General features: G+C 67.6%; 9 protein-coding genes. 2 read left to right on the top strand and 7 right to left on the bottom strand.

Annotated elements, in window-relative coordinates; genetic code table 11:
- Positions 1-6: 6 nt before the first annotated feature.
- The 6 genes from EV650_RS20180 to EV650_RS20155 all read right to left on the bottom strand — a co-directional run bounded on the left by EV650_RS20180 (position 7) and on the right by EV650_RS20155 (position 6,007).
- Entirely contained in the window at positions 7-144 is a 138-nt protein-coding gene (locus EV650_RS20180; protein WP_130387812.1) for a SapB/AmfS family lanthipeptide, read from the bottom strand.
- A 4-nt stretch (positions 145-148) separates the two neighbouring features.
- Complete coding sequence (gene lanKC, locus EV650_RS20175) at positions 149-2,716, bottom strand: class III lanthionine synthetase LanKC (RefSeq protein WP_134120601.1); 2,568 nt, start codon at positions 2,714-2,716, stop codon at positions 149-151.
- A gap of 240 nt (positions 2,717-2,956) precedes the next feature.
- A complete protein-coding gene (locus EV650_RS20170; RefSeq protein ID WP_134120600.1) occupies positions 2,957-4,018 on the bottom strand; it encodes an ABC transporter ATP-binding protein in 1,062 nt (353 codons plus the stop codon).
- Positions 4,015-4,821, bottom strand: a complete 807-nt coding sequence (modB, locus tag EV650_RS20165) for a molybdate ABC transporter permease subunit (RefSeq protein WP_134120599.1) — start codon at positions 4,819-4,821, stop codon at positions 4,015-4,017. Before modB ends, EV650_RS20170 begins: the two co-directional genes overlap by 4 nt.
- Positions 4,818-5,612, bottom strand: coding sequence for a molybdate ABC transporter substrate-binding protein (modA, locus tag EV650_RS20160; RefSeq protein WP_134120598.1), 795 nt, complete (start codon positions 5,610-5,612; stop codon positions 4,818-4,820). Before modA ends, modB begins: the two co-directional genes overlap by 4 nt.
- Positions 5,612-6,007: a TOBE domain-containing protein gene (locus EV650_RS20155; RefSeq protein ID WP_134120597.1), complete on the bottom strand. Its 396-nt coding sequence runs from the start codon at positions 6,005-6,007 to the stop codon at positions 5,612-5,614. The genes modA and EV650_RS20155 overlap by 1 nt, the downstream gene beginning before the upstream one ends.
- Positions 6,008-6,106: 99 nt before the next feature.
- Here EV650_RS20155 and EV650_RS20150 point away from each other — a divergent pair, with 99 nt between their 5' ends.
- A complete protein-coding gene (locus tag EV650_RS20150; protein WP_134120596.1) occupies positions 6,107-8,029 on the top strand; it encodes an acyl-CoA dehydrogenase family protein in 1,923 nt (640 codons plus the stop codon).
- A complete protein-coding gene (locus tag EV650_RS20145) occupies positions 8,022-8,660 on the top strand; it encodes a hypothetical protein (protein WP_134120595.1) in 639 nt (212 codons plus the stop codon). Before EV650_RS20150 ends, EV650_RS20145 begins: the two co-directional genes overlap by 8 nt.
- 489 nt (positions 8,661-9,149) lie before the next feature.
- Here EV650_RS20145 and EV650_RS20140 read toward each other — a convergent pair whose 3' ends face one another.
- Positions 9,150-11,744 (bottom strand): bifunctional FO biosynthesis protein CofGH, encoded by a 2,595-nt coding sequence (locus tag EV650_RS20140; protein ID WP_202874780.1) that lies wholly within the window; start codon positions 11,742-11,744, stop codon positions 9,150-9,152.
- Between the last annotated feature and the right edge of the window lie 11 nt (positions 11,745-11,755).

Here is an 11,755-nt window from a genome sequence, read left to right as displayed (position 1 = left end):
GCCGTATCAGTGGCAGAGCAGCAGGCTCAGGTTGCTCGGGGTCTGCGATGCGCAGCCCAGCACGGTCAGCGTGGAGCCGCCGTGGTGGTGGCCGCCGTGGCCGTAACCCGGGGTCTCGAGACCCTGAAGGTCGAGAAGTGCCATGTGTTTACACCTCCTTCGGTGCAGATCGTCGGGATGGAGACTCGGACCACTGGGGAGGTCCGAGGAACGGGAGGGCAACCGGCGCGTCGTGCAGCGCCGTGCCCAGAGCCAGCAGGACGCCGGCCGATCCGGTAGCCAGGTCCATCGAAAGACGGAGCAGCTGGTTGCCCGGGTACGCGAGGCCGCCCTCGAACGGCATCGCGTGCCAGCCGAGGCCGTGCACCAGGTCGTCGACCGTCGCCTGGTCCTCGCCGAGTGCCGCGGCGGTGAGGACGAGGCCGGCGCGACCCATGAACAGGCCGGGCTGGACGTAGTAATCGCAGTGCGTGACTCGCTTCAGCTCCTGCAGCGTCGCGGCGAGCTCTTCGGACGGGCGGTGCCGCAGGTAGCGCTCCAGGACCAGTGCGACGCCGGCCGAACCTTCTTCGAGGTACGGCAGGGTCCGCCAGCCCTGGTTGACCTGACGCATCCCGTCCTCGGTGAGCACGGTCCGCTTCAGGTCCTGCCGGATCGCGATCTCGGCCAGATCCAGCAGCCCGGTGTCGCCGAGCTGCTCGAACGCGTTGAGGAACAGCAGCGCTGGCCCGGAGGATCCGTACATCAGCCCGGCTCGTGCATGTTGCCCGCCGCTGATCTCCGGTACGTCGGTCTGCAGGCGATCGGCGACCAGGTCGAGTACGTGGACCGCCTGTGCCCGGAGCGCCGGCTCGGTGTCGAAGCGCAGGAGGTTCAGACCGATGCCGGCCAGACCGGAGTGCAGCCCGAGCTCGCGGGAGCTCCAGTCGTCTGCGAGCGTACGGTCCACCAGATCGAGTGCGTCCTGCTGGTAACCGAGCTCGTCTAGGACATGCGCGACCCCGTGCAGACCGTCGTACAGGCCCGGTCCGGTCTCGGTGTCCACGGCCCGCTTGCGCAGCCATTCGTCGTACTGCGGGAATCGGGACCCGGTCTTGCTCAGCGCGTAGAGCACACCGGCAGCACCGGTCGCGAGGTCAATGCCGCCGCCGTCGCGGAACTGGGCGATGTCGCCGGGGAACAGCCGGTCGGTGCGTTCGGGTGTCGCGCTGGCGACGATGGCCTTGGTGAGCGCGTCGCGGACCTCGGTCCACTCCGCCTTGCCCGGCAGCGCCAGGTCGACCATGTCCGGGTCGTGGGTCTTGCCGGGACCGACGATCGTCTTGACAGCGTCGTCGAGCGTGGTGCGCGGCACCGGGAAGGTGTCGGCGATCATGTCCGCGAGCTGGAACGCCTTGCCGGGATGGAGATTCAGCAAGATCGTTGCCTGCGGCGCATAAACGCCGAGCGCGATGCAGGCCAGCGCGTACCGGTCGACGTCCACGCCCTGCCGGTCCTGCGGCGCTGCGTACCCGGGATGGGCGAGCGTCGAGCGGGCCTGGTCCTCGGCCTTGGTCGCGACCTCGAAGTCGATCAGGGTCAGCTCGCCGTCCACGCCGAGCAGCAAGTTGTCCGGGTGCAGGTCGCAGAACACGACACCACGCTCGTGCAGCTGCCCGACTGCCTCGCCGACCTTGGCAATCATCGCGCTCGCCCATTCGGCGTACGCCGCCTTGTCCGCCTCGGTCGCATCGGGGTGCGTCAGCGGATATCGGCGTACCAGCTCGCGCTGCAGCGACACCGAGTCGATGTGCTCCTGCACGAGGAAGTGGTGCTCGCCCAGTTGCAGATAGTCGTGCAGCTTCGGCACGGCGTCGAGGCCGTCGAGCTGCTCGAGGATGTCGCGCTCGTGGGCGATCCGCGTGACCGCGTCCCGGCCGGCCATGTCGAGACCGGCGTACGGGCGACCTTCTTTGAGGACGACGCGGTCACCGGTCTCGTTGTGGTGGCCGACGTACACACCGCCGCCGTTGGAGAACTGGATGACGCCGTCGATCGTGTACGCGAGGTCATTGGTGGTGACCGCGTTGCGCGCGTCCAGATGCGGCTGTAGGAAGTCCGGCAGCGGCACCCACGGCGGCGTGACGAACGTCGGGCCGCGGTGGTCCGGCACCAGGTTGCCGTGGGCATCCTCGATCGCGAGGACCCGCTCGCCGGCCGGGGACAGGCAGTGCCTGCTGACAAAGGCGCCGTACCGCACGAAGAGCGGACCCTCGGCGTACCGCAGATCGCTCAGGATATAAGGGCCTTCGACGCCGGCGAGGACCTCGTTGAGCTCCTTGAGGATCAGCTCGCACTGCGCGTCGTCGGTCGGGTAGATCGTCACCAGCTTGCCGCTCGACCCACGGGGAGCGGCCTTCGAGTTGACCATCACCAGGACGGCCTCGTTGCGCAGGAACTTGAACGCGATGCCGCGCGGAACGCAGTACTCCCACACCGCCTCGAGCGTCCGCTGGACATCCTGGAGTCGCGCCGAGACGTGAATCTTCCAGCCCTGCTGCGGCAGCCGGAGATCGTCCGGCGCGTAGTGCATCCACTGCTCACCGGGGACATGCCGCCACCCGGTCAGCACCGGCCGCTGAGTGATCGCGAAGTCCGGGTGCTGGGCACCACGATTGGCCGGCGTCTCGTAGAACCGCCGATCCGCAAGGCAGTAGAACTCGTAACTCTCGTACATGACTGTCCGACCCCCTTTCGTGGCGCCCCGCCACATCTTGGGCGCCCCACCAGGGCCAGGCGTAGTGCACGATGTCATCACTCTCGTATGAAGAACCCACACACTACGAGTGAGTAACTAAACACTCTTCGTTACCAGACCGCGCAACCTGAGCGTGAATCCCCCCGTAACAACATGTCAATCCACGACAACAACGTCACGGCCCGTAACTCAGTCGTGGATGTGTCGTGGGCAGCGGGCTCACACCGGGTAGGTGTGGACCTCGGTGGCTTTGAGGGTGGTGTGGAGGGGTTGGCCGGGGGTTAGGTGGAGGTCGGCTACGGCGGCGGGGGTTATGTCGGCCAGGAGGGTCGAGGGGCCGGTGGGGGAGGCATCGAGGCGGACTCTGACTGTGTGGGCGTGCTGTTCGATGCCGGTTACGACCGCCGGCCACGTGTTGCGGGGGCTGCCGGATGGCGGTGTGGGGTAGAGGCTGACGGCGGTTGGTGGGAAGGCCACGTGGACCGGCCCGGTTGTGGGCTCGGCGAGGGTGATGGTGCCGCCTTCGGTCAGTGTGACCGTGGTGCCTGAAGCTGTGCCCTGGTAGAGGTTCAGGCCTACCAGCTGGGCTACGTAGTCGGTGCGGGGGCGGTGGGCTACCTCTGTGGGCTTGCCTTCTTGGACGATCTGGCCGTCTTCGACGATGACGATGCGGTCGGCGAGGACCATGGCGTCTAGTGGGTCGTGGGTGACCAGGAGGGTGCGGCCTTCGAAGCGCTGGAGGTGTTGGCCGAGTTCGGCCCGTACGTGCAGGGTGGTGCTGGCGTCGAGTGCGGCGAGCGGCTCGTCGAGCAGGAGGAGCGAGGGGTCGGTGGCGAGGGCGCGGGCCAGGGCGACGCGTTGGGCTTGGCCGCCGGACAGGGCGCGAGGGCGAGTACGGGCGTACTCCGACAACCCGACCGTTTCGAGCCAGCGGGCGGCCTCCGATCGGGCAATCTGTTTGTCGACGCCGCGGGCTCGGAGTCCGAAGGCTACGTTCTCCAAACAGCTGAGGTGGTTGAAGAGCAGGTAGTCCTGGAAGACCACGCCGATCGGCCGGCGGTCCGGCGTACGAAAGGTCCGTGGGGGTTCGTCCCAGACAGATCCGTCCAGTGCGATGCGTCCGCCGTTCAGGGCGAGCAGTCCGGCGATCGCACGGAGCGCAGTGGTCTTGCCGGCTCCATTAGGGCCGAGGAGGGCGACGACCTCACCTGGCTCGACAGTCAGGTCCAAGGACAGGTTGAACGAACCACGGCTCACCTGCAGGTCGGCGTACAGAGTCATCGCAGCCCACTGATCCAGCGCTCGCGCAGAGACGCCAGTACGACGACAGACACCAGCAGGAGCACCAGACTCAGTACGACGGCCACATCGGGATCGGTCTCCAACGCCAGATAGACAGCCAGCGGCATAGTCGTCGTGCGGCCGGGAAAGTTGCCCGCGAACGTGATCGTCGCGCCGAACTCACCCAATGCACGCGCCCAGCACAGTACTGTCCCCGCAACGACCCCTGGCGCGATCGACGGCAGCGTCACCCGCCGGAACGTCAGCCAGCGTCCCGCACCGAGTGTTGCTGCCGCCTCCTCGTACCGCGGGTCAGCCGCACGCAGTGCACCCTCCACAGAGATCACCAGGAACGGCATAGCCACAAAGGCCTCCGCCACGATCACACCGGCAGTTGTGAACGGCAAGGAGATGCCGAACCACGCATCGAGGTGCTCACCGACCAGACCGCGTCGCCCGAGCACCAGCAGGAGCGCAACCCCACCAACTACGGGCGGCAGCACCAGAGGCACCGTCACGAACGCGCGGATGAGGCTCCGCCCCGGCAACCCGCCTCGTGCGAGCAACCACGCCAGCGGGACACCCAGCAGCAAGCACAACACAGTGGCAGACGTAGCGCACACCAGCGACAGCCGCAGTGCTTGCCAGACATCCGCACTGAACAGGCGACCCGGCAGTGTCGACCACGGCGCCTTAGCGAGCAGGCCGATCAGTGGGACGAGCAGGAACGCCAGTCCGAGCAGAGCAGGCAGCAGGAGTACGAGAGGCAGTCGCCCGCTCGTACTCCTGCCACGACGACTCACGGTGCGTCGAAGCCCGCGGCGCTCAGGACCGCCTTGCCCTTGTCGGACAGGACGTAGTCGACGAATGCCTTGGCCAGATCAGGATTCTTCGACTTGGTCAGCGTGGCGATCGGGTACTCGTTGACCGCCTTGCTCGCCTCAGGGAACTGGATCCCCTCGACCTTGTCCTTCGCGGACAGTACGTCGGTCTTGTAGACGAGCGCCGCGTCCGCCTCGCCCAGGCTGACCTTGGTGAGCGCGGCCTTCACGTCCTGCTCGAGGCTGTCCGGCTGCGCGGTGATGCCGGTTGCCTTGAACACCTTGTCGGCCGCCGCTCCGCACGGCACCTGGACGGCGCACAACACGATCTTCTTGTTCTTGTCCGCGAAGTCCTTCAGGCCGGTGATCTTGGCCGGGTTGCCCTTCGGTACGGCGATCTCCAACGTGTTCTTGACGAAGTTCGTCGGAGTGCCCTTGTCCGTCACCTGGTCCATGTTCTTCGGCGCCGCCGAGGCGAACACGTCCGCGGGCGCACCCTGGTTGATCTGCTGCGCGAGCGCCGAGCTGCCGGCGAAGTTGAAGGTCACCTTCGTGCCCGGGTTCGCGGCCTCGAAGCCCTTGCCCAGCTGGGTAAACGTCCCGGTCAGCGACGCCGCCGCGAACACGCTGATGTTGCCGCTCAATGCCGGAGTGCTGCTGCTGGAGCTGCTGCTCGACGGCGAGGACGACGCGGCCGGGGTGTCGTCACCACATCCGGCGAGGGTCAGCGCGGCGACAGCGGCGAGGGCGGCGAGCGCGGTACGGCGGAACATCAGGCCTCCGGTATTTCGACGACGACATGGGTGGACTTGATCGACGCGACGGCCACCACACCGGGCTCCAGACCGAGCTCGTCGGCGGCCTCACGACTCATCAGCGACACGACGCGGAACGGCCCGGCCTGCATCTCGACCTGAGCCATCACACCGTCCTTCAGCACGCGGGTGACGATCCCCCGCATCCGGTTGCGCGCGGACGCGGCAGTGGTGTGGCCCAGCTCCGGCGTGTCCGCCAGCTCCTGGGCGAAGGTGGCGAGCGCTTGCCCGTCAACGGCCATCCGGCCGTTCTCCTGCTTCGACGGCAGCCGGCCCTGATCGATCCAGCGCCGAACCGTGTCGTCGCTGACCCCCAGGAGCGCGGCCGCCTCACTCACCCGCAAGTTCGGCACGGTAGACAGCATACTGCCGCACCTGCGGATTGATGCCAGGTTTTCCACAGTTACGGATTGCTGACGGATCGGGATGGGCAATCCGCATAAGTTAAAGACATGAGCACATCGGGGATGCGGGACTACTTGGACGGGCCGCACAAGGCGGCGCGGGATGTCGTGCGGGCCGCGTTGGCGGCGCACGGGGAGATGGCCGACCTGGCAGTGCGCCTGCCGCGGGACGAGTACCGCGACAAGGTGCTCGAGCTGCTGCTGGAGTCGGCCGCGGACGGGCTGCCCGCGCGCGGGTATCCGAAGGAGTACGGCGGTGAGGGTGATCTCGGCGGGTTCATCGCCGGGTTCGAGACGCTGGCGTTCGGCGACCTCTCGTTGATGGTCAAGGCGGGGGTGCAGTTCGGCCTGTTCGCCGGCGCGATCCAGCATCTCGGGACGGAGCGGCACCACGAGCGGTATCTGGCGGATGCGGTCAGTGGACGGCTGCTCGGCTGCTTCGCGATGACCGAGACCGGTCACGGGTCCAACGTCCAGGCGCTCGGCACGACGGCGACGTACGACGAGTCAACGGGAGAGTTCGTCGTACACACGCCGACGCCGGCCGCGCGCAAGGACTACATCGGCAACGCGGCGCGGCATGGGCGGATGGCAGCGGTGTTCGCGCAACTTGTGGTCGGTGGGGAGAGTCATGGGGTGCACTGCCTGCTGGTGCCGATCCGGGCCGAGGACGGTACGGCGCTGCCTGGCGTGACGCTGACCGATTGCGGACCCAAGCTCGGCCTCAATGGGGTCGACAACGGGCGGATCGTGTTCGACCAGGTCCGGGTGCCGCGCGAGGCGCTGCTTGACAGGTATGCCCAGGTCGATGCTGACGGCAACTACACCAGCGCGATCGAGAGCCCGGACCGCCGGTTCTTCACCATGCTCGGGACGCTGGTGCAGGGTCGGGTGTCGGTGGGTGGCGCGGCGATCAACGCGAGCAAGGTGGCGTTGACCATCGCGATCAGGTATGGCGCTCAGCGGCGACAGTTCGGTGCGCCGGGGAGCTCCGAGGAGACGCTGCTGCTCGACTATCGGATGCACCAGCGACGGTTGCTGCCGTTGCTCGCCCGGACGTATGCGTTGCACTTCGCGCAGGCCGAGCTGGTCGAGGAGTTCGCACGGGTCTTCAACGACGATCGTGACGAGCACGACCGGCGGGCGTTGGAGGCCCAGGCGGCCGGGACGAAGGCGCTCGGGACGTGGCATGCGACCGAGACGATCCAGGTGTGCCGTGAGGCGTGCGGTGGCGCCGGCTATCTGGCAGAGAACCGGCTGGCCACGTTGAAGGCGGACACCGACGTCTTCACCACGTTCGAGGGTGACAACACGGTCCTGCTGCAGCTGGTGGCGAAGGGTCTGCTGACGGACTACCGGGAGTCGTTCGGGAAGCTCGACCCACTCGGTACGGCGCGATTCGTCGCGGCGCAGGCGGTCGAGATCGCGGTCGAGAAGACCGCGCTGCGACCGATGATCGAGCGGCTGCGGGACGTCGTACCGAATCGGAGTGATGCCGCGGATCCGGATGCGGGACTGCGGGACGACGCGTATCACTCGGGGCTGGTGCGGTTCCGGGAGGAGCACATGCTTTCCGGAGTCGCGCGGCGGTTGAAGGCCGGGATCGATGCGGGCGATGAGCCGTTCGAGGTGTTCAACCGGTGCCAGGACCACGTGATCGCCGCCGGTCGGGCGCATGTGGACCGTGTCGTCCTCGAGGCGTTCCAGGCGGCGGTGCGGGATGCTCCGGAGGAGATCCGGGCCAGGCTGCACGACCTGTACGACCTGCATGCGCTGGCGACGATCGAGGCCGAGCGCGCCTGGTACCTCGAGCACGGGCGGTTGTCGCCGGGTCGGTCGAAGGCGATCACGGCGCTGGTCAACGAGTTGTGCGCGGCTGTCCGGCCCGCGGCGGTGGAGCTCGTCGACGCGTTCGGAGTACCGGGCTCGGCAGTGGAGGTGCCGATGGTTGTACCGTCACAGCATGAGTGAGCCGATCGAACCCGCGTCGGCTGCCGACGCCGCCCGAGAACTCGCCCGGGTGCTGCTGGAGCAGGCTGACGCTCTGGACCTGCACGACCTGCGGGCCACCAGCGCGATCGAGAACGTCCGGGTCCAGGCCCGGGCGCTCGCGGACGCCGTCCACGAACGTGGCTGGGGCGACATCTTCCTAGGGATCGACTCCTACGACCCCGACGAGCTGGACGACCTGCCCCTCGGGCCGGACGACTTCGACGACCCGGCGGACTACCGGGAGATCGTCGAGGGCGGTGGTCTCGACGACCTCGAGGAGCTCGGGGAGCCGTTGATGCCGGAGGACGGAGTCAGGCTCAGCTACCAGGCGCGGTACGACTATGTGGTGACCGACCCCGAGGCCTTCGTGGAGTACGTGCGGAGCCGTGCGGCCGAGGCCCCGGATGAAGCACTGCACGACGAGGTGATAAACGACGTCGAGGACGCGCAGTCCGCGTTCGAGCTGCTCTGCTACCTGGACGGGCTGGGATCGAAGGAGTACGAGTCGTTCGGCCTGGTCCCGGGCGGCGGCGAGGAGTCCCACAAGATCGTCGAGTTCTCGCTCTGGGACCTCGACCCGACCCGCCGCGACGACACCTACCCGTACTGACCGCAGACGTACTAAGGCTCTAGACGTAGAACTTCCCCGGTGTACTGGTCCCCAGCAGCACCAGTACATCGGGGAAGTCTCCACAAAGAAACGCCGACCGCACCGGACGTTGGTCGCCACCTCACTGGCGACCAACGCCCGACCGGCACGGCCGGCGTCCTGCTGTTGCCCCGAGAGGGCAGTGGCCCGAAGGAGGGTGGGCCCGAAGCTCATTCCGTGGCCGGCAGGGGAGGAACATTTCCGGTCGCGGACGGGAGCACGTCGGGTTCACCTGGACCCTGTTGCCGGCGACCCGTCCGTCGCCGACAAGAGAACGTTGTCATGTGGGTGGCACTACCGGGAATCGTCCGGTTCAAACATTTGCATTGCCTTTGAAGTAAGCAACGCTTAGTAGACCTTCGCTCACTTTCCGTACAGATGTTGCCTTCTGCAACAACTAACCACTCGTCAAGACTCTTACCGGCCGTCGATCTCGGCTGCGGGGAGTGATCAGGCGAGTTCCAGCGACGGGCGGGCCGGAACGTCGCCGTACGTCGTGGTGCGCTGTCTGGCCGGCCGTCCGGCGGCGGTCGCCATCGCGGTGAGTTCGGCGATCGACTTGCGGCTGCCGTGCTTGGAGCCGGCCATCCGGCTGATCGTCTCCTCCATCAGCGTGCCGCCGATGTCGTTGACGCCGCCGTTGAGGACGGCCACACACCCGTCGACGCCGAGCTTCACCCAGGAGCACTGGATGTTGTCGATCCGCCCGTGCAGCATGATCCGCGACATCGCGTGCACCGCACGGTTCTCGTCGTACGTCGGCCCCGGCCGGGCGACTCCCGCCAGGTAGATCGGCGAGTTCTGGTGGATGAACGGCAGCAGCACGAACTCGGTGAACCCACCGGTCTGGTCCTGTACGGCGGCGATCGTCCGCAGGTGCTGTACCCAGTGGTGCGGCGCGTCCACGTGGCCGTACATCATCGTCGAGCTGGACGGCAGGCCGACCTTGTGCGCGGTGCTGATCACCTCGATCCAACTTGCCGTGGGCAACTTTCCCTTGGTGAGGATCCAGCGGACGTCGTCGTCGAGGATCTCGGCCGCGGTGCCCGGGATGCTGTCCAGCCCGGCTTCCTTTACCGAGATCAGGAACTCCTCGATCGACAGGCCGGTGCGGACCGAGCCGTTCACGATCTCCATCGGCGAGTACGCGTGGACGTGCATCTCCGGGACCCGGTCCTTGACCGCGCGGACGAGATCGGCGTACGCCGTACCCGGGAGGTCGGGGTGGATACCGCCCTGCATGCAGACCTCGGTCGCGCCGATCACCCAAGCTTCCTCGGCGCGCTGGCCGACCTCGTCCATCGACAGCGAGTACGCGTCGGCGTCGGTCCGGCGCTGGGCGAACGCGCAGAACCGGCAGCCGGTGTAGCAGACGTTGGTGAAGTTGATGTTCCGGTTCACCACGTAGGTGACGTCGTCCCCGACCGTTGCCTTGCGCAAGTTGTCGGCGATCCGCGCCAGCTGGTCGAGGGCCGGACCGGTGACCGTCATCAAGGTCAGCGCCTGCGCGTCGGAGAGCCCGGCGGGGTCGCGTTCGGCAGCGGCGAGCGCCGCCTTCACCTCAGCCGAAATCCGTTCGGGCGAGGTGGCGCCGGGAGGAGTCAGGGCGTCGCCTGCAGCTGCTGCACCTTCGGCGGCTGCCGCTTCAGCGGCCCGGCGTGCCGCGACGTCTTCGCGCAGCACGTCCCAGTCGCCGTACGCCGCGTCGAAGTCCGACCGCGTCTCGGTACGTCGCCCCTCGGTGTCGATCGCGGTATGCAGATCGGTCCGACCCACGCTGTCCCAGCCGCCATCCGGCTCCTGCCACGGCAGCCCGGCCGGCATCGCACTCTCATCAGCCAACCCGGTCGCAGGATCGAGCAAAGCCTCGACGTGCGAGATCAGCCGCGGGTCCAGCCAGGGCTCACGCAGGTACTCCGGATGCGCGGTCAGCCGCTCGCGCAGTACGAACCCGGCATCCGCCGTCACCTTGGCCAGATCGTCGATCTGCGGCCACGGCCGTTCGGGGTTCACGTGGTCGGGAGTCAGCGGCGACACCCCGCCGAAGTCGTCAACACCGGCGTCCAGCAACGCACGACACTCGGCCAGGTCAACCAGGTTCGGCGGCGCCTGAACCCGTACCCGGGGCCCGAGCACGATCCGGGTGACAGCGATCGCGGCGAGCCATTCGTCCAGCGGTACGTCGGCGTCGTTGCGCATCGCCGTATCCGGCTTCACCCGGAACCCCTGGATGATGACTTCCTGGATCCCGTTGTACTGCCGAGCAACGCGACGCAACGCGAAGATCGAGTCCGCCCGCTCGACCAAGTTCTCGCCGATCCCGATCAGCAACCCGGTCGTGAACGGCACGTTCGACCGCCCGGCATCCTCCAGCACCCGCAGCCGAATCGCCGGGTCCTTGTCCGGCGACCCGAAGTGCGGCTGACCCTTCTCCTCGAACAGCCGTCGCGACGTGGTCTCGAGCATCATCCCCATGCTCGGTGCGACCGGCTTCAGCCGCTGCAGGTCCTGCCACGACATCACGCCCGGGTTCAGGTGCGGCAGCAGACCCGTCTCCTCGAGAACCCGAATCGCCATCGCCCGCACGTAGTCGAGCGTGCTGTCGTACCCGGCCTCCTCAAGCCACTGCCGCGCCGCGTCCCACCGGTCCTCCGGCGCATCGCCCAGCGTGAAGAGCGCCTCCTTGCAACCCAGCGCCGCCCCCTGCCGCGCGATCTCCAGCACCTCGTCCGGCGAGAGGTACGGCGCGTGCACCCGGCCCGGCGTGGTCGCGAACGTGCAGTAGTGGCACCGATCCCGGCACAGCCGGGTCAGCGGGATGAAGACCTTCTTCGAGTACGTGATGATGCCGGACCGGCCGGCGTCCGCCAGACCCTGGTCGCGGACGCGCGCGGCGGTCGCCATCAAGGCGGTCAGAGCATCGCCGCTCGCACCGAGCAGGATCTCCGCCTCGACCGGGTCGAGTGTCTTGCCGTCGTCCGCGCGCTTGAGGGCGCGGCGCATCGCCGTACTGAATTCTGCTGTGTTGGATTCTGAGGGGGCCACGAAATCCGAGC

Origin of the sequence: Kribbella kalugense (genome assembly GCF_004365875.1) — a bacterium.
Taxonomy (GTDB): Bacteria; Actinomycetota; Actinomycetes; order Propionibacteriales; family Kribbellaceae; genus Kribbella; species Kribbella kalugense.
The sequence above is the reverse complement of the archived record's forward strand: the minus strand, read 5'-3'. Positions and strand labels throughout refer to the sequence as shown.

What these genes read in the sequence shown, in the direction of transcription:
- EV650_RS20180 (WP_130387812.1), bottom strand. Translation starts at nt 144, where the DNA reads ATGGCACTTCTCGACCTTCAGGGTCTCGAGACCCCGGGTTACGGCCAC.
- lanKC (WP_134120601.1), bottom strand. Translation starts at nt 2,716, where the DNA reads ATGTACGAGAGTTACGAGTTCTACTGCCTTGCGGATCGGCGGTTCTAC.
- EV650_RS20170 (WP_134120600.1), bottom strand. Translation starts at nt 4,018, where the DNA reads ATGACTCTGTACGCCGACCTGCAGGTGAGCCGTGGTTCGTTCAACCTG.
- modA (WP_134120598.1), bottom strand. Translation starts at nt 5,612, where the DNA reads ATGTTCCGCCGTACCGCGCTCGCCGCCCTCGCCGCTGTCGCCGCGCTG.
- EV650_RS20150 (WP_134120596.1), top strand. Translation starts at nt 6,107, where the DNA reads ATGAGCACATCGGGGATGCGGGACTACTTGGACGGGCCGCACAAGGCG.
- EV650_RS20145 (WP_134120595.1), top strand. Translation starts at nt 8,022, where the DNA reads ATGAGTGAGCCGATCGAACCCGCGTCGGCTGCCGACGCCGCCCGAGAA.